Source organism: Bifidobacterium bohemicum DSM 22767, assembly GCF_000741525.1.
In the GTDB taxonomy this organism is placed as follows: Bacteria; Actinomycetota; Actinomycetes; order Actinomycetales; family Bifidobacteriaceae; genus Bifidobacterium; species Bifidobacterium bohemicum.
Genome location: NZ_JGYP01000002.1, coordinates 227,830 through 252,377 on the forward strand (window position 1 = coordinate 227,830; position 24,548 = coordinate 252,377).

The 24,548-nt window shown below is 57.7% G+C and carries 20 protein-coding genes and 1 pseudogene; 11 read left to right on the forward strand and 10 right to left on the reverse strand.

The window, feature by feature from the left end:
• Window positions 1–149: 149 nt before the first annotated feature.
• The 5 genes from rplT to BBOH_RS03260 all read right to left on the reverse strand — a co-directional run bounded on the left by rplT (window position 150) and on the right by BBOH_RS03260 (window position 3,177).
• Window positions 150–533 carry a 50S ribosomal protein L20 gene (rplT, locus tag BBOH_RS03240; protein ID WP_033521288.1) on the reverse strand — a complete coding sequence of 128 codons (384 nt, stop codon included), beginning with the start codon at window positions 531–533 and terminating at the stop codon, window positions 150–152.
• A gap of 60 nt (window positions 534–593) precedes the next feature.
• Window positions 594–788, reverse strand: coding sequence for a 50S ribosomal protein L35 (gene rpmI, locus BBOH_RS03245; RefSeq protein WP_033521289.1), 195 nt, complete (start codon window positions 786–788; stop codon window positions 594–596).
• Between the two features lie 94 nt (window positions 789–882).
• The gene (gene infC / locus BBOH_RS03250) at window positions 883–1,665 is read right to left on the reverse strand and encodes a translation initiation factor IF-3 (protein WP_081930304.1); all 783 of its coding nucleotides are present in this window, start codon (window positions 1,663–1,665) and stop codon (window positions 883–885) included.
• A 559-nt stretch (window positions 1,666–2,224) separates the two neighbouring features.
• The gene (locus BBOH_RS03255; protein WP_044098104.1) at window positions 2,225–2,734 is read right to left on the reverse strand and encodes a GNAT family N-acetyltransferase; all 510 of its coding nucleotides are present in this window, start codon (window positions 2,732–2,734) and stop codon (window positions 2,225–2,227) included.
• A 74-nt stretch (window positions 2,735–2,808) separates the two neighbouring features.
• A complete protein-coding gene (locus tag BBOH_RS03260; RefSeq protein ID WP_033521290.1) occupies window positions 2,809–3,177 on the reverse strand; it encodes a VOC family protein in 369 nt (122 codons plus the stop codon).
• 204 nt (window positions 3,178–3,381) lie between these two features.
• On the opposite strand from BBOH_RS03260, the gene BBOH_RS03265 reads away from it, so the two are divergent.
• The 6 genes from BBOH_RS03265 to BBOH_RS09530 all read left to right on the forward strand — a co-directional run bounded on the left by BBOH_RS03265 (window position 3,382) and on the right by BBOH_RS09530 (window position 8,291).
• Window positions 3,382–4,131: a thiamine diphosphokinase gene (locus BBOH_RS03265; RefSeq protein WP_044098106.1), complete on the forward strand. Its 750-nt coding sequence runs from the start codon at window positions 3,382–3,384 to the stop codon at window positions 4,129–4,131.
• 312 nt (window positions 4,132–4,443) lie between these two features.
• Window positions 4,444–4,842 carry an arsenate reductase family protein gene (locus tag BBOH_RS03275; RefSeq protein WP_033521364.1) on the forward strand — a complete coding sequence of 133 codons (399 nt, stop codon included), beginning with the start codon at window positions 4,444–4,446 and terminating at the stop codon, window positions 4,840–4,842.
• 88 nt (window positions 4,843–4,930) lie between these two features.
• Window positions 4,931–5,986, forward strand: a complete 1,056-nt coding sequence (gap, locus tag BBOH_RS03280; protein WP_033521292.1) for a type I glyceraldehyde-3-phosphate dehydrogenase — start codon at window positions 4,931–4,933, stop codon at window positions 5,984–5,986.
• A 506-nt stretch (window positions 5,987–6,492) separates the two neighbouring features.
• Window positions 6,493–7,002, forward strand: coding sequence for a Cys-tRNA(Pro) deacylase (gene ybaK, locus BBOH_RS03285; protein ID WP_033521293.1), 510 nt, complete (start codon window positions 6,493–6,495; stop codon window positions 7,000–7,002).
• Between the two features lie 93 nt (window positions 7,003–7,095).
• Window positions 7,096–8,049: an aldose 1-epimerase family protein gene (locus BBOH_RS03290; RefSeq protein ID WP_033521294.1), complete on the forward strand. Its 954-nt coding sequence runs from the start codon at window positions 7,096–7,098 to the stop codon at window positions 8,047–8,049.
• A gap of 167 nt (window positions 8,050–8,216) precedes the next feature.
• Entirely contained in the window at window positions 8,217–8,291 is a 75-nt protein-coding gene (locus BBOH_RS09530) for a 50S ribosomal protein bL37 (protein ID WP_369803150.1), read from the forward strand.
• A 285-nt stretch (window positions 8,292–8,576) separates the two neighbouring features.
• Here BBOH_RS09530 and BBOH_RS03295 read toward each other — a convergent pair whose 3' ends face one another.
• Together BBOH_RS03295 and BBOH_RS03300 are read right to left on the reverse strand one after the other, a co-directional pair.
• On the reverse strand, window positions 8,577–8,873 hold the full coding sequence (locus tag BBOH_RS03295; protein WP_074428527.1) for a hypothetical protein: 297 nt from the start codon (window positions 8,871–8,873) through the stop codon (window positions 8,577–8,579).
• 50 nt (window positions 8,874–8,923) lie between these two features.
• The gene (locus BBOH_RS03300; RefSeq protein ID WP_044098184.1) at window positions 8,924–9,667 is read right to left on the reverse strand and encodes a sigma-70 family RNA polymerase sigma factor; all 744 of its coding nucleotides are present in this window, start codon (window positions 9,665–9,667) and stop codon (window positions 8,924–8,926) included.
• Between the two features lie 171 nt (window positions 9,668–9,838).
• Here BBOH_RS03300 and BBOH_RS03305 point away from each other — a divergent pair, with 171 nt between their 5' ends.
• From BBOH_RS03305 to BBOH_RS03320, 3 genes are all read left to right on the forward strand, one after another.
• Window positions 9,839–10,579, forward strand: coding sequence for an exonuclease domain-containing protein (locus BBOH_RS03305; protein ID WP_033521367.1), 741 nt, complete (start codon window positions 9,839–9,841; stop codon window positions 10,577–10,579).
• A gap of 158 nt (window positions 10,580–10,737) precedes the next feature.
• Entirely contained in the window at window positions 10,738–12,396 is a 1,659-nt protein-coding gene (locus tag BBOH_RS03310; RefSeq protein ID WP_033521295.1) for a UDP-N-acetylmuramoyl-L-alanyl-D-glutamate--2,6-diaminopimelate ligase, read from the forward strand.
• A gap of 323 nt (window positions 12,397–12,719) precedes the next feature.
• The gene (locus BBOH_RS03320) at window positions 12,720–13,976 is read left to right on the forward strand and encodes a carboxylate--amine ligase (protein ID WP_044098107.1); all 1,257 of its coding nucleotides are present in this window, start codon (window positions 12,720–12,722) and stop codon (window positions 13,974–13,976) included.
• A 173-nt stretch (window positions 13,977–14,149) separates the two neighbouring features.
• Here BBOH_RS03320 and asnB read toward each other — a convergent pair whose 3' ends face one another.
• Entirely contained in the window at window positions 14,150–16,111 is a 1,962-nt protein-coding gene (asnB, locus tag BBOH_RS03325; RefSeq protein ID WP_033521297.1) for an asparagine synthase (glutamine-hydrolyzing), read from the reverse strand.
• Window positions 16,112–16,364: 253 nt separating this feature from the next.
• Here asnB and BBOH_RS03330 point away from each other — a divergent pair, with 253 nt between their 5' ends.
• Entirely contained in the window at window positions 16,365–17,759 is a 1,395-nt protein-coding gene (locus BBOH_RS03330) for a CHAP domain-containing protein (protein WP_033521298.1), read from the forward strand.
• Between the two features lie 319 nt (window positions 17,760–18,078).
• Window positions 18,079–18,354, forward strand: a complete 276-nt coding sequence (locus tag BBOH_RS03335; RefSeq protein ID WP_033521299.1) for a helix-turn-helix domain-containing protein — start codon at window positions 18,079–18,081, stop codon at window positions 18,352–18,354.
• A 3-nt stretch (window positions 18,355–18,357) separates the two neighbouring features.
• Here the strand turns inward: BBOH_RS03335 and BBOH_RS03340 are convergent.
• A pseudogene (locus BBOH_RS03340) lies at window positions 18,358–22,217 on the reverse strand (AAA family ATPase).
• 538 nt (window positions 22,218–22,755) lie between these two features.
• Window positions 22,756–24,330, reverse strand: a complete 1,575-nt coding sequence (locus BBOH_RS03345) for a bifunctional folylpolyglutamate synthase/dihydrofolate synthase (RefSeq protein WP_081930307.1) — start codon at window positions 24,328–24,330, stop codon at window positions 22,756–22,758.
• Window positions 24,331–24,548 lie beyond the last annotated feature (218 nt).

The window sequence follows — 24,548 nt, forward strand, 5'->3', positions numbered from 1 at the left end:
AGTGACGTCAGTTGCAACCATTGCGCCTGACCGCCCGGGCGGCTGGACAGTCTAGCATTATTCAGCCCTGAGACCGGGCTGTGACGCGCACACACGCAAAAGTCCCGCACCACGTGACGTAGTGCGGGACCTAACGACGTAAACGGGACTCAGGCAGCGACCGGAGCGTTGACATCCTTGGGTAGAGCGGCCTTGGCAGCGTCCACGATGGTCTTGAACGTGTCGGGATCGCTTACGGCCAGCTCGGCGAGGGCACGACGATCGAGCTCAATGCCCGCGGCATGAATGCCTTGGATGAAGCGGTTGTAGGTCATGCCTTCGGCGCGGACGGCGGCGTTGATGCGCTGAATCCACAACTTGCGGAAGTCGCCCTTGCGCGCCTTGCGGTCGCGGAAGTTGTAATTAAACGAATGGAGCAGCTGCTCCTTGGCCCGACGGTAGGAACGGGACCGCTGGCCACGGTAACCCGAAGCCCTCTCGAGAACGACGCGACGCTTCTTGTGGGCGTTCACTGCGCGCTTGACACGTGCCATAATATTTCCTCTAGCTTTCTATTGACTTTGAAGCCTGTATTCGATAAGCGATTTGGACGGTCAGCGACCGAGCAGCCTCCTGAAGTTCTTGGACTGTGCGGTGGCCAACACCTGATCACGCGAAAGATTACGACGCTTGTGGGCGGACTTGTGCTCCAGGTTGTGGCGCATTCCGGTGCCAGCCTGCATCAGCTTGCCCGTGCCAGTGACGCGGACGCGCTTCTTGGCGGCGGAATTAGTTTTCATCTTCGGCATTGCTGCCCCTCCTTGTGTTCGGGATTGCAAATCTTGGCTTTGCGATCCTGCACCGGCTGCCATGCGGCAAAAACCGGCGCAAAGTATTGGTTGATTATTTGTCACCTGTGGTGCGAGGACGCGACTTCAGTTTAGCCGGTGCCGACTTGTCAACAGGTTTGGACTGGCTCTTTGAGCCGGTCTCCGGTTTTGCGTCAGACACGGGCTCGGAGGCCGGAGCGGAGGAAGCCGACGTTACGGATTGCACTTGCCCTTCGGTTTTCTGCTTGGCCTCGAGACGCGCCTTTTGACGAGCCTGACGCTCTGCACGTGACTCGGCCCCGCGACGGCGCTGCTCGGACTGCGTGTGCACCTTCTTGGCCTTGGGAGCCAACGTCATGAAGATATTGCGCCCTTCATGCTTCGGATAGGCCTCAATGGTGCCATATTCGGTCACTTCGTCGGCGAGTCGCTGCAACAGTTCCACACCACCTACTGGTCGTGACTGTTCACGACCACGCAGCATGATGGTGACCTTGACCTTGTCGCCGCCCGAAAGAAAGCGGATCACATGGCCCTTCTTCACTTCGAAGTCATGTTCGTCGATCTTGAGACGGAAACGAATCTCCTTGATTTCCACGGCGCTCTGATTGCGGCGTGCCTCGCGCTGCTTGATCTTTTCGGTGTACTTGTACTTGCCGTAGTCGATCAGCTTGGCCACAGGGGGCTTGGCGTTCGGCGCCACCTCAACCAGATCGAGATTCGCTTCCTTCGCGAGGTTCAACGCCACCGAGGTCGCGATGACACCCACCTGCTCGCTGTTCGGGCCAATCAGGCGTACCTGCGGGACATGTATCTCGTCGTTAATGCGTGGTTCTGCGCTGATGATGAACTCCAATCCTTGTTGCCCTTGAGCCGCCCAACTAGAGGACGCAACGCGTATGAAACGAGTTCAAAACATGCACGCCGAAATCGGTGCGCAACGACAGTCACACTCATGGCCGTCAGCCTTGCAAAGTCAAATGACCAGCGCGGTTTTCTGAACCCGAAGCCATAAAAAGCCTCCAGGTGGGGCGTACCCACTTTCTTGATTTCTCAAGCCAACTGAAAACTATAACACAACCCTTGACATAATCGAATCATCTTGCAAGGCCGTGTCGCGAAGCCGTGTCGCAGGGTATGTTGCCAAGCCGAGTCGTCGACATGTAGCCGCCAGTTTTATTCCCAATCCACGGCAACGTTCCGTGTCGTCGAATCATCAGAACGTAGTGTTTGGCCAAATCCCCGGCGCACGCACCGGACCGTGCCGCAAAACGATGATTCATCGACACCCCCCCCCCAATGAACCCGTGCAGTCTTTCCTCAGGGCGGCAACCAGCGGAGACAGCGCAATCCACGCGCCGAACCACCCTGATGCCACGCCCAATCAACTCACCCAACCATGACCAACCGACCGTTCACGCCGAGACGGACGCATCGAAGTTGGCGAACTCCGACGACCGGAGCTCACCGCCGTCCTCAAGCTGAAATCGGCCGGTCGGTTCGAAACCCATGTGTCGATAGAAAGCCTGCGCTTTCAGATTGCCGTCGAACACCCACAACACCAGACGGGGCCTGGACACGGCCGCAAACACTGATTCAACCAACCGGCGGCCGATCCCCAACCCTTGGCATTGCTTAAGCACATAGAGCGATGCCAATTCAGCGGTCTCCGGGTAATCGCTCGGCGGACGGGCCGGGTCGCAAAACTCTGCGAACCCCACCAACCGACCATCGACAAACGCGACGAACACCGTGGCCGGGTCATGACGCTTGGTCACCGACAGCGCGAATTCCGGGGTGATCCTATCCACCAGCCACTGCGGCAACAGCCCTTTATACGTCTCGCGCCACGTCTGAGCCTGCACCGCGGCTTTCGTCTCGAAATCCTGAGACGCGATGTGCCGCACGATGATACGGTCTTCCATAACACACGGTCCTTTCATCCGCTGAAATGACCGGTTTTGCCCACTCAGTGAATCGGCCGTCTCTGGCTTGCGGACTACTTGTTGATCACGGCCTCGATGTTGTTGCCGTCAGGATCGTGCACGAAGGCGGCATAGTAGTCGGGTCCATAGTTCGGTCGGGGCCCGGGCTCGCCATTGTCGGTGCCTCCGGCCTTCAGACCCGCTTCGTGGAAGGCCGCAACCGCTGCTTTGTCGGGTGCCGCGAATGCCAAGTGGATCGGCGAGGGAGCTGTCCCCTCCTGCGCCGACTCAATCCAGACCGCGTCCCCGTCGCTTTCGTCCGCGAACATCACCGCACCCGGAAATTCCGCACCCTGCACATAGCCGAGCGGAGCCAAAGCAGCCGCGTAAAACGCCTTCTCGGCATCGAAGTTCGTCGTGTAAACACCAATGTGACCGATCATGATGGAACCCTTTCTGGAACAAATCAATACCGCAAGCCTACCGCATAATCGTCATTTTCTCGGTTCATTTTCGGAAAAGGACACATACGACCACCTGGCGAAAGAGCCTGTCGGTCATTTTGCATAATGCAATAGACCGACAACGGTCAGACATTGACAAGTGGAGCGATATAAAAGTGACTACAGGCCGATAGACTCTACAACATGAACTGTTTCATCTTTGCGGCGGGAACGTATTATGGCAACGAGCCCCGTGAACTGCCTAGCGATTCACTGGTGATTGCGGCCGATGGCGGGCTCGACCATGTTCATACGCTCGGAATCGCACCGGACATCGTGATCGGGGATTTCGACTCCGCCGAGGCAAAGGCGCCGGCGGGTGCAGAAACAATTACGCTTCCGACCGAGCATGACGACACCGATATGCTGTCGGCGCTCAAGATCGGATGGTCACGGGGATGTCGCAGATTCCACATTTACGGGGGTCTTGGCGGTCGCATCGATCATTCCGCGGCCAATCTCCAATACCTGGCGTTGCTCGCCCGACGTGGCGGCATCGGGTTCCTGTTCGGCTCAACCACCGTCGCCACCGCCGTATGCAATGGCTCGCTCGACTTTGCCGCCCCCGCGACCGATGCCCCGCTTTATCCGGTATCAGTGCTTTCCGTCGACAACCTATCGCATCACGTCACCGAAGCCGGGCTCAAATATGAATTGCATGACGGCGAACTGACCAACAGCGGAGTGACGACCCTCGGTATCTCTGGGGTGAGCAACGAATTATTGCCTGGAAAGCCGTCCAGTATCAGCGTCGGCGACGGCACACTGCTGGTCACATTCCCCATCGGCACGACACTGCCTGAAGTCACTACCGTCGTCGCGACGGCGGACAGCCTGGGACCACTGGCCGACCACCGTTCCAAGCTGCTTATGACATCCGCAGACGAACGATAGACGGACAAAAGGGCAGCGGCGATGGGCCTACGAGTGGACCGCGCGCGGTTGACGGCCAGAAGCCGTCACGATAAACAATCGCCAGCCGCCGCGATGAACAACCAACGGTCGGCGGCCTTCGAACAGGATACGGACGACACTCCCGACACGCCACCGCCCCGATCCGCCATGTATGTGTGGTTTATCACAACCATGTCAAAACCATTCAAACACCGACTGAAAGCCTCTCCCGAAGCGGCATGATCGTCAGGAGCGAACACGGCGACATTAAGATTGTCATCACGCAATGGTTTCCGAGTGAAAGGCCCGATGATGACGCAAGCCACACCACAAGAGGGCGTACAGTTTGTCTGCTATACCCGCTGCTCCACATGCGCCAAGGCCCGCACCTGGCTCAATGAGCATCATGTGTCCTATACTGAGCGCGACATCAAGAGCGACAATCCCACAGCCGAAGAGTTGGAAAGCTGGTGGCGGCGCAGCGGGCTGCCGCTGAGGCGCTTTTTCAACACCTCAGGTCAGCTTTACCGCAGTTTGAGCCTTAAGAATCGGTTGCCGAAAATGAATGACAAAGAAATGCTGGACTTGCTGGCTACAAATGGCATGCTTGTCAAACGTCCCATAGTTGTTAGCGCTAACAAAGTGCTCGTCGGTTTTTCCCCAGAAGCATGGGAAACGACCTTCTTTAGTACAGCTGACCATATAAAGTAGGAGTTGTTGGTAAAAAGGGCCGTCACAGTTCGTGCGCCGTTCCAACGGAGCACGAGCAACGACGGCCGATCCTGATTAGGGAGATTTCATGACAGTAAAGATTGGCATTAACGGCTTTGGCCGCATCGGTCGCCTTGCGTTCCGTCGCATCTTCGAGCTCCAGGCTCGCGGCGGCGAGGCATCCGACATCGAAGTTGCCGCGATCAACGACCTGACCACCCCTTCGATGCTCGCCTACCTCCTCAAGTACGACAGCACGCAGGGCACCTTCCGTCACGACGACGGCACCCCGGTCGAGGTTTCCTCCACCGACGACGCCATCGTGGTTGACGGCAAGGAGTACAAGGTCTACGCCGAGCGCGATGCCCGCAACATCCCGTGGGTGAAGAACGACGGCGTCGAGTTCGTGCTCGAGTGCACCGGCTTCTACACCTCCGCCGAGAAGAGCCAGGCCCACCTTGACGCCGGCGTCAAGAAGGTGCTTATTTCCGCCCCGGCCAAGGACGATACCACCCCGACGGTCGTCTTCGGTGTCAACCAGGACATCCTCAAGCCTTCCGACAACATCGTCTCCTCCGGTTCCTGCACCACGAACTCCTTCGCGGCTCTGGTCAAGATGATGGACGACAACTTCGGCATCAAGGTCGGCTACATGACCACCATCCACGCCTACACCGGCACTCAGATGCTGCTCGACGGCCCCCGTGGCTCCAAGCCGCGCAGCAACCGCTCCGCCGCCGTCAACACCATCGAGCACTCCACCGGTGCCGCCAAGGCCATCGGCAAGGTCGTTCCTTCGGTTCAAGGCAAGTTGCAGGGCCATGCCCAGCGCGTGCAGGTGCCGGACGGGTCCATCACCGAGCTGTTCACCGTGCTCGAGAAGGATGCCAGCGTTGAGGACATCAACGCGGCCGCGAAGAAGGCCTTCGAGAACAACGAATCCTTCGGATACAACGCTGACAGCATCGTATCCTCCGACATCATCGGCGACACCCACGGTGGCGTCTTCGATCCGACCCAGACCGACGTCAACACCGTTGACGGCGTGACCATGGCTCGCACCGTTGTATTCTACGACAACGAGTATGGCTTCACCTGCAACATGATCCGCACCCTCCTCTACTTCGCTGAAATCAGCAAGTGACCGGGTCGCGGCATAAGCTGCAGAACGATTCCCGTTTCCAGACGGAGACGTGATTCATAACGAAAATCCCCTTCCGCAAGGTTGGGGATTTTCTCATATTTAGATGGTGGTAAACATTACGGAACCCGGTCGGGCACCGCCACGGCACTGTTGCGGACCACAAAAATCAGACCGCTCATGGAGTCGCGCCCCGTTCGACCGCCATGACCTCCCAGCCTCAGAGCTGCCGGCGCAACCATCCTCGACTCATCCGGCGCCACCACCCGAATAACGCAGTCCTGCAGACCAAGCATTTGCCGACCGTGTTTTACTCTACGCCTATTCCACGGCGGAAACGGCGTCGTATCAGTACAAGTCCAACTTTCCAACGCAAACGCAGCTGCAACTCGGCAATCGCCATCAAAACCCTGCACCATCACAATTTCTGGACAGCAAAACCGACAGTGCCCGAAAGCTGGGATCACAAGCCAGAAAGCACTCGCCCGGAACGAGTAGACTGGAGCATCATGAGCAAGAACCACAAGAAGGCGGCCGGAATCGCCTCCACTCCAGCCACGCGTGAACTGACCGAGGCTGGCATACCTTTTAAGATCTACGAGTACGAACACTCCTCCGATCACATGGACGAAGGCTACGGGCTCGAGGGCGCCGAGAAGCTCGGCATCGACCCGCACCGCTCGTTTAAGACCCTGATGGCGGATACGGGCGAGGAACGGGTGATCGGCGTGGTGCCGGTCAGCGGTCACCTCGACATGAAACATCTTGCGGCCGCAGTGGGCGCGAAGAAGGCCGCAATGGCTGATTCCAAGGTGGCTGAGCGCGAAAGCGGGTATGTGGTCGGCGGCATCTCACCGCTGGGCCAGCGCACCAAGCACAGGACCGTGATCGACCAAAGCGCCATGTCGTTCGGCGAAATCATTATTTCCGGAGGCAAACGCGGCTTCAGTATCGGTGTCAATCCGACTGATTTGGTAGGCGTGCTCGGAGCAAAAGTAGCGGACATCGCCACTTGGTAATCGGGTAAATTGCGTCACCGACCGGAATAAAGGGCACGAACCGCGTAGAATAGTGAGCGATAACAACAACGTTACTTTCTTTCAGGAGTGATAATGGCTTCATCCGTTCTGCCCCCTCGTTCGGGCCAGCAATACACGATTCACCATGGCGATTACACCTCAGTGGTCACCGAGCTTGGTGCCACACTGCGCAAACTCACGTTCCGCGGCGAAGATATCATCGCCACCTGGGATCCCGACCGGCCCGTGCCGTGCAGCAACGGGCAATTGCTCGTGCCCTACCCAAACCGCATCGCCGATGGGGTCTACACCTTTGAAGGCAACACGTACGAACTTCCGGTCGACGAACACGAACGGAACAACGCCATCCACGGATACGGCTATCGCGCATTCTGGAATCTTGAACGTCTGACCGACGATGCCGTCACGCTCACCTGGCGCACGGGCAGCATGCACGGATATCCCTTCGATCTGAGCGTAAAAGCCAACTTCAAGCTCGACGACGAAGGCCTGACTCTGACCTTGGACGCCACCAATAACGACAGCATCGACGCACCGTGGGCTCTGGCCATCCACCCGTGGATCGCCAACGGTTTTGACGGTTATGGCGATGAAATCGACGCACAGAACGCCCAATGCAAGGTTTGCATCCCGGCTCGCACGCATGTAACGGTTGACCAACGACTGCTGCCCGTCGGCACTGAACCCGTGGATGGCACCAAATACGATCTGCGCAAGCCCACCGCGCTTACCGAGCAGCCGTTCGATGACGCATGGACCGATGTCGAACGCGACCCTGAAGGCAATACATTCGCAACACTCACCCGCCCGGACGGACTGACGGTCAGCGTAGGCGGAGACCAGAGCATCACCTCGTTCCAAATGTGCACCGGAACGGGCTTTCCGGCCGACAAACATCCCTCAGGAGTCGCCATCGAGCCGCAAACGGCCTACGCCAACGCCTTCAATACCGGCCGCGACCTCACCGTCATCAAGCCCGGCGACACCAGCACCACAGCCTTATTCATTCGCGCTGATCGATCTTGAACGGACTGAACATTGGCAGCGACACCGGCAACCGTACGGCGGCGAACGGTTGATCAACGGATGCGGGCGGCTGGCGACATGGGGGCATCCGTAAAGCACCGGAGCGAGAAGTCGTAGCACCGTGGGATAATGCCATAGGTCATTCATTGAACGTAAAGGAGTCCATCATGGGAATGCGCGGACGCAAGCGTAAGGCACGTCGCAAAAAGGCCGCCAATCACGGCAAAAGGCCAAATGCCTGAGTTCAGTAGTCTATAAAAAGCAAAGCCCTGCATCATGCGGGGCTTTTTCATATTCCTTCAACATAATCCCCACACGATGTAGCCCTACGCGATAGCCGGATTCCCGAATTCAGGAACACAAAGTCATGGCCTTCGGCCCTGCGCCATTGAACGACGAAGAACAATCCTCAGAGTTCCGCAAAGGCCGAATCACCCATGAACGAAGCTGCGTCTCCAAAAGCCACATGATGGCATAACCGAGCCGCCGGGGACGTCTTGCTTGGGTTCGGCCCCGACCATCCGTACTCACACTTCCGCATCGTCGCCTTCGCCGATCTCACGACCGCTTTCAACGCAGCAGCGATCAAGGGTGGCTTCGATTCTTTCGATCAGGCAAACGGGCGCGACGACCGGCCTTAACAGGCTACGCAACTGAGCGATAAGCGCCCTTTCACGTGCATCGCAACTGGATTCGGGGTCGAAATGATCCTCTTGGGAGGCTTCGACCTGCAACGGAACATTCGCCGCTTGCGCAACAGAAACGACCTCGGTGACATGTCGAGCCACAACCATGTGTCCACGACTCTCCGTTGGCCCGTTCATGACATGTCCCTTCCCTCGTCCAATGCTCGCTCCGCTCCGATGACGAAACCTTATTGCTCTTCCATTGTATGGTGTGCAGGCGTGACCTCCTGCCGGTTCGCGGATAGTGAAGATTCGTTGACACCATCCAAGGCACCGACTCCATCCGCACCTTCCGCCTGATCCGAGACATGACCGGACGGATCCCGCAAAGACGAGTCCTGCCCATAGCCACGCGCGACGGCATACTCGGCAAGATCCTTCTTGAGCTGTGCGCGAGCCCTGTTGAGCCGACTCATTACCGTGCCGATCTTGACACCCTGCTCGTCCGCCACCTGTTTGTAGGATTTGCCGTCGATGGCAGTGTCGATGAAGACCTGCCGGCGCTCAGGGCTGAGCCTATCGAGCGCGGCCATGATCTCCTGTGGCGCAAACCCGTCGAGATACTCCTGCTCCGCGGATTTAAGCCCTTCGGAGGAATGGTCGGAGGCGGAGTAGATGTCCCAGTCATCGTATTCGCCGGTAGAATCGTTGGCCCGTTGGGGGCGACGCTTGGCTTTGGCGTATTGATTGAAATACGCGTTCCGTTCGATGGTGGTCATCCAGGCTTCGAAATTGCTGCCGGGCCGGAAACTGTCGAACGCTTTGAACCCTCGCTCATATGCGTCCTGCACCAGATCCTGCGCATCCTCGGTGTTGTTGGTCAGCCTCATCGCCTGCCGGTACATCGAATTCAGCGCAGGCATGGCAAGGGACTCGAACCGCTCGCGTTTCTGACTGACGGTCTGTTCACCGGTAATTTTCTGCGCTTCCATATGCGCCACATTGTACATGCTGAGGTACCTCAAACGCGACACAACACGACACAGTCACGACATCTGCCCATGACCGGCCCAGCCAAGTCCATGACAATCGTTCAGCCGTTTCATGTCGTTTCGCCGTCGCCAGGGCGTGTCAATGTCGGTTTACCGATACACAATATAGGCATGACACGAGTCGACGACCCCATATCAACGGCCATAGCCGCCGCCCCAGCACAAAACGACGACACTCTGTTGGGTGATTCGTGGTTGCTTGGATTCGACACGGAAACCACGGGTACCAAACGCGACGACGCCATCGTGTCGGCATCGCTTGTATTGCGAAATCCGGACACCGGCTTCGAGGGTGACACGGTAGCCGAATGGCTCATCAATCCACACCACCGAATGAACCCGGCGGCCAGTAAAGTCAATGGTTTCACCGACACGTTCCTTGAGCAAAACGGAGAGGAACCCACCCAAGCCCTGGCGAACATCGCAACCGCGATCACTATGGCGCAGGACAAAGGCATCCCACTGCTCGCCTACAACGCACCATTCGACGTTCGCATGCTTTCCGGCGACCTGGGCCGTTGGAACCTCCAAGGCCTGCCGGAAAGGCTTCTTGTGGCGGACCCGCTGGTGATCGACCGCGAAATATCCCATCGAAACGGCAAACGGAACCTCGCCCACACCACGGAATACTACGGCGTTGACCCTCACGGCGACTTCCATGACGCAACGGCCGACACCATAGCCGCGGTGGATCTGATTCAACCGATGAGCCGGCTATACCCACAGGTCGGCGCCTTGCGGCTCGGCGAATTGATGGATTGGCAGAGGCAAGCGCATGAGCGATGGCTTGTCTCCTTCAACCAGTGGCTCGTTTCACGCGGACGAAGGTCGATCAACGACACCTGGCTGTAGGATGGTCGGCGAGGGCGCTGATGTTCGACGGCTGGGTCTCCAATATGACATGTGACGCCACGCCGCATCCCGCGGACACAGGTTCGGGGCGGAATGAACAAGCCCGCCAAAGCCCATACCTCGCGGTAGCGTAGGGTTCCGGCAGGAAAGGTTGTGACATGGCTCTAACGTTGTCTCAGGCTGTTCAAACCCTTGAGGCGCACCATCAGTTGCGCGAAATCATACAAGGAGATCGATGGTCACGCGATCCCTCACATTTTGCATCCGCGAACGACCCATACAACTCAATAACGTATGACGCCAGAAACATCGTTGCGGGCTCATTACTGTTCTGCAAGGGGCGATTCCGCGCCGAATACCTCAAAGACTGCGATGCCCGAGGCCTCAAAGCCTATGTGTCGGAAAGCGATTTCAGCGATGCGACCGCCGCCTGCGGCATCATCGTCAACGACGTGCGCAAATCTATGAGTCTGCTTTCCTCCCAATTCTACGGCGACCCACAAAAGGAGCTGACCCTCATCGGCATCACAGGCACCAAGGGCAAAACCACCACCGCCTATTTCACCCAAGCGGTATTGAACGCGGCCAGCGGCGGCAGGGCGGCGCTCTTCTCATCAGTGAGCAACTGTCTGGACGGACGGACGTACACCGACTCCGAACTCACCACGCCGGAGTCAATGGATGCCTTCCGCATGATGCGATCGGCCGTGGACAACGGCATGCGATACCTGGTGATGGAAGTCTCGTCCCAAGCCTACAAGGTCGATCGGGTCTACGGCCTCACGTTCGACATAGGCGCCTTCCTGAACATCTCGCCCGACCACATAAGCCCAATCGAGCACCCGACCTTCGAGGACTATTTCCATTGCAAGCGCCAGCTCACGGCCAACAGCCGGGCCTTGGTACTCGGCGCGGACTGCGCGCATGCGGATCTGATCGAACAGGATGCCAAAGCGGCCGGGATTCCGGTGACGACATTCGCACTGCATGACACACTGAAGGATCAAGGCACCCCCGCAGACACCATTGCATGGCCGGCCGATGCCGACCACACCGCCTTCCACATCGCGATGCCCCGCAAGGACAGGCAAGGGTCCTTATCCGAGCCCGGCAACCAATCCACCGAATCATGTGCATCGAAAGACGCCCGGACCAGCATGCCTGAAGCGAACACAGGAGACCCGGCGTCAGCGGACACCTATGCCCTTGCCATGGATGGTGATTTCAATTATGCAAACGCCGCCGCCGCCCTGACCATCGCAAGCTTGGCAGGGGTGGACATCCGGCACAATCCAAAGGCCGCACACCGCTTGGATCAAGTTCGCATCGCCGGACGCATGGAGCGTTTCGAAGACACACACGGCTCCAATGTGGCACTGATCGATTTCGCACACAACTACGCCAGCGTCTCAGCCGTCATAGACTACGCTTTGGAGCGCTACGGCAAACAGCACCCTCGTCTGACGCTGGTGACGGGCACCGCAGGCGGGAAAGCCAATGACCGTCGCCGCGAGATCGTCGAAGCCGCACAGCATCGCGTTGACACCCTGATTCTCACCACGGACGATCCGGACCATGACGACCCGGCCGAGATCTGCCGTGACATGGCCAGCCATGTCACCGACCCGAAGCTTGACATACGCACGATTCTCGACCGTGCCCAAGCCGTCGAGACGGCCGTGTCTGAAGCCCGAAGGCACGACGGATTCGATGTGGTGCTTATCATAGGCAAAGGCGAGGAGACCTGGCTCAAGATCAACGGACGTCACGACCCCTACGAAGGCGACACCCATATCGTTCAACGGCTGTTCTCGTAAGCACGGATGTTCGATCCCATTAACAGCAGATGAGGCGGCCACGCCTGATTGCTTCCGGCCAACACATCTCTGAAGACCGTGACAAGTCATCCTTACGGTTTCACGCATGACTCCGTCCAGGGCCATCAAGGGACCGCTCCGTGAGATTCCAAAGCTGACGCTATGTCCTCCACGAAGGGGACAATCACAGTATCGTTGCGGCCGCTCCCAGCAATCACGGCCGCACGGATGTCAAATGACCACAGGCGTACCGCAAATGCCTTCATCGGCGTAAAACCCGGTGCCTTGTGCCAGGCGACCAACGACAGCGGAAGGATGAACACTTGGACGCACAAAGTCTGATCCATACCGAGGCGGATGTGGAACGTTACCTGCAACCCGTCATACTTGGCGCGGACACCCTTGGATATTCATATGTACGTTGCTTCCACGAAGCCTATGGCATCAACAGCATTGTTCTGGGCTCCGCAAATCAGCGTTTCGTTTCAAGCAGCCGATTCGCTGATTATCGTGTCGTACAGGGTGTCGATCAGGACGAGGTCTTCCTCGACTATCTTGAACGGCTCGGCAAAGAGTTTGAGGGTCGCAAAGTACCGATCCTGCTCGGTTCCGGAGATTGGTACGCGCGTAACTTCTCAAAAAACAAAGAGCGTCTCAGCCGTTACTTCATCGTACCTTACATCGATTTCGACTTGCTTGACCGGATCACGCAAAAAGGCGTTTTCTACGACATCTGCGAAAAACTCGACATCCCCTACCCCGTCACACACAGCTTTGACTGCTCGAACCAAGACGCCGTCATCCCCGTCGACGAATTCACTTACCCGGTCATTGCGAAACCATCCAACTCCGCACGATATCACTATGCGGAGTTCCCCGGAAAAGAAAAGGTATACACCATAGAAACGCCGGAACGGCTGCAGGAGGTTTTCGAACAACTCAAATCATCTGCATACGACAAAGAATTGCTGGTGCAGGACTTCATTCCCGGCGACGATTCGCACCTCCGCTCCATCACCTGTTTCTCGGACGCCGAGGGCAACGTCAAGGTCTCATGCATGGGACAGGTACTGCTTCAGGACCACCTTCCGTCCGCAATCGGCAATCCGCTGTGCATCATTGACGACGTGCAACCGCAATTGCTGGAACAGGCGGCAAGATTCCTCAAGTATGTGCATTATGAAGGGTTTTCCAATTTCGACGTGAAATACGATGAGCGTGATGGCACATATCGATTCTTTGAGATCAATACCCGTCCCGGACGCAATACATATTATATGAACCTTGCGGGATCGAACTTCGCCAAATTATTCGTCGACCATTATGTCCTTCACAAGGGACTCGTGTCCACCGTCGCAGACAAGCCGTTCCTGTTCCAAATGGTTCCGAAATCGGTCATCAAAGAATACGTCGCCGAACCCGCCCGCAGCCGGGCGCTCGACCGCATCCGTTCCGGCGTTTCCGGAAATCCCTTGTTCTACCGCAAAGACACCCTGCGGCACTGGTTCTGGTCGGCCGTCAACTATTTCCACCAGACATCCAAGTTCCATCGCATGCTGGGCAGACCGTCAAAGCACTGAACCCACGATTAAGACACGACACGGCACCGATCAAGGACACGAATCCGGGCGTCCTTGATTTCGGCAAGCCGTGACCGCCGCCGTTTCCAGACGGATCATTCTCATCCGGAAATGACAGTGGTCACCGCAAACAGGACACTACATGTTCACTGTGTACAATACATGTCTTCCAATCACACCAGCACGCCCTCATCCATAAACGCCTGCACATCGGGCTGCAGACGCTCGTATTTGAGGCGGGTCTGATCGAAATCGATGAAGAACAGCTTGTACCAGACCAGGAACGTATAGATGTTCCAAATCTGGCGGCGTGCGTCCACTTTGCACTCGAAGTTGTCTTGCAGTAGTTTCAGTATCTTCTTCTGATCGAAGAATTGCGCAACCCAGTCCTCGGAATACAGTTCCCGAACCTGTGCGCAATGGTTCTCTTCACGAAGCCAGGTCTTGATCGGCGTGGGGAAGCCGAGTTTAGGACGCTTCGACCACTCCTCCGGCAGATGCCGATTGGCGGCTTTACGGAAAATATCCTTGGAATCGTTGCTATTGAGCAGCTTCGCGGAGGGTATGGTCTGGGCAAGCTCGGCCACTTTGCGGTCAAGGAACGGCACGCGCAACTCAAGCGAATGGGCCATGGAGATCTTATCGGCCTTCTGCAGGATGTCACTAAGCATGAAGTGCTTCAAATCGATGTACTGAATCTGCTTGAGTTCTTCGACCCCCTCGACCTTGTCGAAATCGGACTGGTAGAGGCCGTTGACGGTAAGATTGTTGCGGTACCGGGGCTGCAGCACGGCATTGGCCTCATCGGAGGAAAATACGGTCGGCCGCTCCATCGTGTAGATATACGCTTGACCGGCATAATACTCACGCGGATGCGCAGCCTGCGTATAGATCTGGGTGCGTCCGGGGAAATTCGGCATCGCCTTGACGGCGTTTGCCACAATGCGTCGCATTCCATTAGGCAGTTTATGAATATCGGCGGCGAAGTTCCAGATGAACTTGTTACGGGTGTGCTCGCCATAATTCACGTACCCGGCGAACAGCTCGTCGGCGCCCTCTCCGGAAAGCACGACGGTCACCTTCTTGCGGGCGAGCCTGCACAGATACCAGAGAGGAATGATCGATGCGTTCGCATCTGGCTCGTCCATGTGATACTGCATCTCGGCGAAATCACGAAAAGCCTCGTCTCCGCTGACGCTGTATTGGTTGAAGTGCAGCCCTTCGTGGTCCGCAAGCTCCTTGGCCTTGCCGACCTCGTCGAACGGACCCTCGTCGAAGTTGACGCTGAAAACCTCATTGGGTCTGAGAATAGTGGTCACATAGCTCGAATCCACGCCCTCGGAAAGGAACGCGCCGACTTTAACATCCGCCACACGATGAGCCTCGACAGAATCGATCACGGTCTTGTCGATGGCATCGATGGTCTGCTCGTCTCCACGCTCATAATCCACATGACGGTAGTCGACATCCCAATACTCGTGGGTGAGCATCTGATCATCATGGAACTCGAACCAGTGCCCGGCCGGGAACCGGTAGACGTTTTTGAAGAAGGTCTCGTTCAGGTCGTTGTATTGGTTCATGAGGAACGGTTTGAGCGCCTTCTCGTTGAGTTCCTTCTTAAAGTGCGGATGGACGAGGAACGATTTGATCTCCGAACCCACGATGAAGGTGCCGTCCTCATGGTAATAATACAGCGGCTTGATGCCGAAGAAATCACGCGCACCATACATCGTCTTTTTGTTGTCGTCCCAAATCAGGAACGCGAACATGCCGCGCACGCGGTTGAGCAAGCCATCCATGCCCCACTGCTCATAGCCGTGTAGCAGGACCTCGGTATCGGCCTTGGTGCGGAAGGTGTGGCCCGCCGCCAGTAGTTCCTCCCTCAGGGACTGGTAATTGTAGATCTCACCGTTGAAGGTGATGAGCACCGATTCATCCTCATTGAAAATGGGCTGCTTGCCGCCGGCCAAGTCTATGATGCTCAGACGCCGGAATCCCAACGCGGCTACATCGTTTGTGTAATATCCACTGCCTTCGACGCTTGGCCCACGATGCTGAATCATCTTCATCATCGACTGGATCGTATAGTCCTTGTCGAGTACGTCCCTATCGCAAAACGCGACGATGCCACACATGCGGTCTCCTCCAAAGCTGATTGTCCACGAACGACAGATCGCGGTACGACTGTCGAATTGACTCTTATCAAGAATAGTAGACTCTCAGCCTTTTCATCGATGTTTCTGTGACCATTTGATGCAGATATCCGAACGTTGCCCCATAGATTCACAAGGTCGCCTTTCCGACATCGCCGACGCCGTTGCGAACGAATCGCAATAGCGTCGGCAATGCCTCCTATACTGGCAACCACGGCTAAGAAAGGCAAAACGTATGCGTATAAGCAGACCGATGAACATATTGCTCACCGTATTCCTGACACCAGCCATGTTTTTGGGGGTCACAGCGCTCACCATGACCGTAGACCTACCGATGGCCAACGCATCGGTACAAGACGATTATCAGCGCAAACTCAACGATCAGGCGAATCTCAAGAGCCAACTGGCCGGTGTGGACAGCGCCCTGGCGGCCAAGATCATCGCTCTCAACGACCTGACCGACAATCAGATTCCCGCGGCGCGCGCAGCTGTGGATTCAGCCCAGCAGAACGCCGATCAGGCCCAGAGCCTGGCCAAGGCGACATCCGATCGGCTTGAGGCCGCCAAAAAAGACAAGGCCGACCTTGAAGAGAAAATCAAACAGACCGGAATCGACTATGACGACGCCAAGGAAGGTGTGGCCGAACAGGCCAGATCAAGTTTCCACGGGTCCGATGCGGCAAACGTGATGGACGTGGTCACCGGTTCGACGACCACCAAGGACTTCGTGGACAAGATGCAGTCGCAGGCCGCTGTGGCACGCAGCGAAGCGAACGCAGCTTCCGATGCCGCCAACACTCTCGGCACTTCGAAGAACCGCAAGCAGCGGTTGGCCGCCATCGAGTCCCAGATCGAAACATTGAAGACCCAGGCTGACGAACAGGCCGCCAGCGCGCAGAAGGCCAGCGAAGACGCCCGGGCACGACAGGCGAGTCTGCAGACGTTGCGTGATCAGGGCGCTACAGCGCGAGCGAGTCTTGAGGCTCAGAAAAGTTCGCTCACCTCCGAATCGGCTCGGCAGGCGCTTGATTTGGTAAGTTTGAAATCGCAGGTCGACGCGGCCAACCAGATGCCGTCCGCCCCCAGCTATAACCCCGGCAACGGCAGCGGCCAGCAAGGCAACGCAGGCAACATCAACAACAATCCCGCGCCGCCCAGTTCAGGAAACAGCGGCGGTGGCGGCGGTGGCGGCGGTGGTAACGCCAGCGGCATGAACTACGAGGTTCCAGGCGGGTGCTGGGGCGTTAACGGTTATTGCTATGGACACCCCACCGGAGACTCCGGCAACGCGTACGCGTATGGTCAGTGCACCGAATGGGCCTATCGTAGGCGACACCAGCTTGGACTGCCTGCAGGCTCCTATATGGGAAATGGCGGCCAATGGGCCGCTACTGGTCGGCGTCTGGGGTATCTGGTCAACAACACTCCGCATGTGGGCGCGGTTCTGGTGGTCGCCCCCGGCCAACGCATCGAGAACTGGTACGCCGATCCGCAATACGGACATGTGGCGGTAGTCGAAGCAGTGTATGACAATAGCATCCTCATCTCCGAAGGCGGCACAGGGTTCCCTGGCTGGTGGCATCAGGGACCGATTTACAATCCATACGACTACCAGTACGTTCACTATTAAAAAGGGCCGCCAACGAGTACACTGAAAACGCCTGCCGCACCGTACATGGTGCTGCAGGCGTTTTCAGTGCCGGACGGCTGGTCCACTCGCGGCTCTTTCAGACATGAAGCAGACGAACCACATTCTCGGCAGCAATCCGCCCGTGGCGTCCGAGCCTCGGCATTGAATATCATTCAGAATCTGCCGAGGTAGGCGATCGTAAGACCGATAACGAACCGGACGGAGCGGATGCCGACGCGTGACAAGGTCCGAGCACACTGAACACGATTGAGGGCTTGAAATCCACTGCTGTCCACGGACTTTGGCATCACGGACAGGCATGGAGTTCAGCGCCGGCTCCGGCTTTTCGAGCCGCGACTTCGCAGCGTATACCTCCCACAACGGCAGCGTCATCCACGCGGCCGAAGAACTGTTTATTCACAAGAACACGTTGCAGAATCACCTGAACCGGATTGGGGAGGACACAGGTTACAATCCACGTGAATTGAGCGACTATGCAGTTCTCAGCCTGGCCCTGATTCTCCATGATTATCTGGCATTCATCTCCAAACCGGCCACCGGTGCCGAACCGACGAAGGGCAACGCCGCCTACTGAAGCCTAACGTTGTCCACGTTCAAGCTTCTGGCTGATGACGGCCGTGACACCGTCGGAACGCATGGTCACCCCATAGAGGGCATCGGCGATGGCCATGGTTCGCTGCTGGTGCGTAATGACGATAAGCTGAGCATGCTGACGCAAGTCGTTCAGAGCATTGATCAGTCGGGTCAGATTGATGTCATCAAGCGCGGCCTCAACCTCGTCCATGACGTAGAACGGACTTGGACGAGCGGTGAATATGGCAAACAAAAGCGCCAAAGCCGTAAGACTGCGCTCCCCTCCCGAAAGCAGGCTCAGCTGCTTGACCCGTTTGCCGGCCGGACTTGCTTCGACGATGACACCGGTAGATAGGAGATCGTCTGGATTTTCCAAACGTAAACGACCCGTGCCCCCGGGAAAAAGCGTGGCGAACACCTTTTCGAACGCCTTAGCCGTGTCATCGAAAGCGTCTTTGAACACCTCAACCATCGTGTGGTCCAAATCCTTGATGAGCTTGAGCAGGTCTTCACGGCTTTGCGCTACGTCGTTGCGCTGGTCGTTCAGATACTGGTTTCTGGCTTCTAGCGCGTCAAACTCCTCGGTGGCCAGGGGGTTGATCTTCCCCAAGGCGTTCAGGTCACGTTGAGCCTTGGCCAGACGTTTGACCTGTTCATCGCGCACGTAGGGAACGGTGCGGAACCGTTCGGAGTGGGCTTGACCGTTACGGCCGTCGGCCGTGTCGCTGCGGCCACCGGTCTCAATGCTGACATCGTTGCTCACGCCATCACCGTCCACATCATTAACATGGTCGGCATCGCGAATACCGTCGCTGCCACTTGCCTCGTCGGCGTCATCAATCGGCACAGGCTGGCCGCTGTCGTCGAGCACCGGCACCGGCTTGTCCGGTCCGTAACCTTCGACCAACTCCGCAATGCTCATGCCGAGCACATCCGATACTTTCTGCTCGATCTGCCCATACTGCGCCGCGAGGCGCTCCCGCTCAACGTCAAGCCCGTGCTCCTGATCCCGCAAACGGTCGACCTGCGGTTCCACTTCATCACGTTTGGCACGCAGATCCTTTAGCTCGGCATCCTGGCTTGAAGCGGCAGCGGTCATCTGATCCCGCTTAGCCTTCACCGCCTTCAGCTCCGTTTCAACCAGCGCCACCATGCCCCGCGCATCCGCGGCAATAGCCCGATCGTGAGCGCATTCACGTTCGCGTTGTTCGTTCAATGCCTTCAACTGGGCGCGTCGCTCAACTGCCGCACGGGCGTTATCGTGCAGGAGTCCCGCCTGACGAACCAATGAATCCGCTTTGGTCTTGGCATTGTTCCATTCGACCTTGGCTGAAAGTTCACGTTCACGCGTCGCGTCAAGTGCCTTCTCCAACTGACGCACCCGCTGTTCAAGCTCATCCAGATCAACGCTGCCGGCGCCCTCACCTTCGGCCTGGCTCAAGCTGTTGTCCAAATCGGCAAGCTTGACTTCATGCGTCCGACGCTCATCGTCAAGCCCCTGGATTTTCAGGTCGAGACCGGCTATCTGCCTATCGAAAGAGGCCACACGGTCGGCGGCGGCTTCAAAGTTGGCACGGGTCTGCTTAGCATCCATTTCGGCTTGGATACGCGCCTGCGTGCAACGATCGACCTCAGCGGCAGCTCGATCGCGCAGAACCTTCGCCCCTTCGATCTGTTGCTCGAGCGGACCCGCTTGTGCTCGAAGCTGCCCTGCCTGACTTGTGGCGGCGTCACGTCGGGCAGCCAACGACAAATCGCTTTGCGAGCGAGAGGAACCGCCCACCGCACCAACGGCATTGACCAGCTGACCGGAAATCGTCACCGCAGTGGTGAACCGACCGGAATCGACGACCTTGGCAGCAGTATCAAGGTCTGCCACGACGGCGACCCCGCGCAACAGCCGACGCACTGAATCGGCCACACGCTCAGCGAGCAGCATATCCCCGGCCTTACGATTGGCGGTCACGAGATGACTGGCATCAAAGGTCTGCCCCGCCGCAAGAACCGGTATGCCGTCGGAATCAAATTCAAGACTTTCCTCAGCATCGTTCATACTGTCAGGATCCGCAGATTCATCAGTGCTCTTGCCGCGACTGGCTGCGTCAACAAACCCAACGCCCTCGACCACTTGAGCGCGCGTCCGCGCCGAGGCATCATCAGGATGCAGTACAACCGCCTTGCCCAACTTCTCGCTTTCGGCCAGACGCAACGCCTCAAGCATACGGTCACTACCTGCTACGACCACGGCACTGGCAAACTGGTCGAGTGCATGCGCTACCGCCTCTTCGAATCCACTGGCCACATGAATGAAATCGGTCAGTCGCCCCAACGTCTCCACACGCTTGTCGCCTTCCAAAGCGCCGGAGGCATTGCGGCTTTCCAGGGTGTCACCAAGCGCTTCGGCCTTCGCCTCGAGCGCCGTAATCGTGCCGTTGATATCACGCAACCGCGCCTGCAAGTCCTGCAGTTGCTCCCGACGCTGCGCGAGATCGGCCTTCGCCGCATCCAGCCCATCATTTTGTGCACCGGAACTCTCTGTACTACACCGAACATCGAGTTCCAACTGCTGACGCTGCCTTTCGGCCACGTTGCGCTGTTCGACAAGCGAAGCACGCTGAGAAGCGAAATCCTTTGAACGCCGTTCGGCCAGCTCGATTGCCGCCTCCTGCCTGGCTTTCAACTCACGCAGACTCGCCACCTGTGACGTGTGGCGCTCAGTGGCTTTCCGAAGTTCCGCAAGCGTTTGACGCGAAGCCGCAAGCTGCTTTTCATCGCCTGCACGAGCCTCAGTTGCCTTGTCGAACGCCAAGCGCGCGTCGGCGACCACGCCTTGCTGACTTTCGGATTGCTTGTCAATCTCGGCGGCCCGGTATTCCAGCAGATCCGGGTCTTCGCCGAAATTAGTGACCTTGCGCCCAGCCGCCGAGCGAGCGCGTTCATCGGCCAGCGAGGCCACCGATCTGAACTGCTCTGCGAGACGCGTCAGATCGCGCCACGTATCATTGACCTTTGCAATGGCAGGATTGGCTGAACTCGAAAGCGCCTCAACCTGCTCGATACGCACTTTTAACCTTGCCAGCGATTGTTGGGCCGTTTCAAGCTCACCACGCACCTGGCCAAACCGTTCACGCATATCGACCCGAGCAGTCATGGCACATTTCGCGTCATCGGCGTAGATTCTGGCTTGCGCGTCGCGCAATGAGACCTGGATGCCGGCCGCCCGCCGGGAGATTTTCGCCTGTCTTCCCAATGGGCCGAGCTGCCGGTGTATCTCCCGTAGCAGATCGTCGGTACGGGCGAGGTTGTCTTCGGTGTTTTTCAGTTTTTTGAGCGCTCGTTCCTTGCGCTTGCGGTGTTTCAGTATTCCCGCAGCCTCTTCGATGAAAGCGCGGTGGCCGGCGGGGTCCGCCTTAAGAATCTCGTCAAGTCGACCCTGCCCCACGATTACGTGCATCTGCTGGCCGAGCCCGGTATCGGAAAGGAGCTCCTGAATGTCCAGAAGTCGGCATTGAGAGCCATTGATCGCATATTCGGAGCCACCATTGCGGTAAATGGTGCGACTGATGGTCACTTCGGTATAGTCAATGTCGAGCGTGCCATCGGTGTTGTCGATTGTCAGGCTTACCTGAGCACGACCCAACGGCGGACGAGAGGAGGTTCCCGCAAAAATCACGTCCTCCATATGGAAGTACCGCGCAAGTTCTTGACACCCTGCTCCCCCATGACCCAGGTCAGCGCGTCGACGATATTGGACTTGCCGCTTCCGTTCGGCCCCACCACCGCGGTGATGCCCGGCTCGAATCGCAAGGTCGTCGCCGAAGCGAACGATTTGAAGCCCTTGAGCGTCAATTCCTTCAGATACATGGGTACCTTGCTCTCCACTACTCATCGTTTACACCGCAACCATCACTGACCGCCACGGATGATTGGCACATCACCATGATACCTTCCGTTAGCCCCACCGCCCATCAACGGTGACACTGCCACTCAATCCGCACTACAAGTCCGGCTCACCCTGCGGCAACACCACACCGCACGCCATCACCGTTGCCCCCCCCCCAACAACCGGTTTCACCCTCCCCGTAATCGTCTCAGCGTACTTGCCAAAGTTCACAGCCGCATCGCCGACACGACTGAACCCACCCCACAAGTCCCGACCATGAGCCCCCCCCCCAAAGATACAGACAAATGGCGGTAGCAAGATATGTGAACGTCCTGATGCCCACAAAAATACGGGAACCCCCTGCCCGAAAATGGCAGAAACAGGTCATTGATGGCAGAAAACGTACATTTCGAAGGGGCAATTCATCCTATTCCCGCCACCGACGACCTGTTTCTGCCACCTAATCCACGTCCGGCATGAATCACCGATGTTTTATTCGACCGGCTCAGAGCACAGGTTTCAGCCTTCTCGATCTTCACCCTCGAACGGAACCCGTTTGACACCGAAATCGCCGAACGTGTCACCGAACACCTCGGAGACGACATCCTCATCCTCCTGCTTCGACTTCGCAAAAGCGGCAGCGGCATCAGTGTCCTCAAGAGGCTTACCGGCACCCTCCTTGCGCTGATCCTTCGGCAGACCAAGTTCTGGATTCTCATGCTCCTTAAGCAGGGTTCGCGCGTCTCCGGCGGTGACGAAGCTGCCGCAGATCAGCACACCGTGGCCATAGCCGACTCCCAGCTCGTCGGCCTCGTCCACCATGTCCACCGCCGCCTGAATGGCATCGGGCAGTTCATCCACCCGCGTCACACGGTCGCGCCCGAACACGCCTACAGCCACCTTTTCCAGATCCTCGGCCGGCATCACACGGTCGCGCCACGAATTTTCGGTAATGATGATGTGGCTCATGATCGGCTCAAGCGTACCCAGATATTCCTCGACCTGCTTGTCCTTCATCATTGCCACCACGCCCACGAGCTGCTCGAAACTGTAATTCTCCTCGATTGCCGCACGCAGGGATTCGGCCGCATTCACATTGTGACCCCCGTCGATGATGATCGTGGGCGAAGTGCGCACCTGCTCGATGCGCCCCGGTATTTTCACCCCGCCGAGCGCCTCCGAGACGACCTCCTGCGTGAGCTGACCCGCCACGGGAATCACCACCTCACAAGCCGCGAGCGCCGCCAAAGCGTTGTGGGCCTGATGCTCGCCGAACTTGGCCACGGGTATGTCTTCGTAAAGGCCGCCCGGCGTGCGGAACGTGACCACCTGACCACCCACGGCCGGCGCACGCGAGACGATTTCCATCTCTTCTCCGTCACGAATGAGCGTGGAATGTTCCGCCACCGCGGCCTGCTCGAGAATCGGCATGACCTCGGCCTCGTGCGGTTGCGACCCGATAATGGCAGTCGCCTCATGCTTGATGATGCCGGCCTTCTCGGTGGCGATCTTGGCCGGGGTGTCACCCAGCCACTGCATGTGGTCCATGTCGACCGGGCCGATGATGGATGCGTCGCCGTTCAGGGCGTTGGTGGCATCCCACTTGCCACCCATGCCCACCTCGATGATGGCCACATCCACGGGGGCGTCCGCAAACTTCCAGACAGCCATCGCGGTCAGAATCTCGAAGTAGCTCATCGGGGCCTTGCCGTCGGACTTCATCTTCGCGTCCACCAGCGCCACGAAATCCTTGATCTGCAGCCACGTATCGACGAAATCATCGTCGGAAAGCTGCTGGCCGTCCACCGCGAGGCGCTCGTTGATCCTCTCGAGATGAGGCGAAGTATATAGCCCGGTGCGCATGCCGTATGCACGGCAGATCGCCTCGGCCATGCGGGCGGTGGAGCCCTTGCCGTTGGTGCCGGTGATGTGGATGATGCGGAACGAGTCCTCCGGGTGACCAAGCACGTCGAGCATCAGGTTCATGACCTCGAGGTCGTGGCCCAGATCATCATGTGAAGTGGGACGACTCATGATTTCGCGTTCGACTTGACGAATGCCGATTCCACCGGTGTTCGGATGCTCGTATGACATAAAACCTCGTTTGTATGTAAGCACGCTTGGATAATCAGATAAAACCATTCTAATCGGACTGCCGAACCAACTAAGCCCCGCGAAGAACAGGCACGCAATGCCTCGAATGGCACACATTCAAGCCGCAAGCACGCTTCAATGCCAAAAGCGCCGTTGAGACCATGCAGCAAGCCTCAAGGGCAGACAAACCGTTATACGAGTTTTCAAGCCAACTCAAA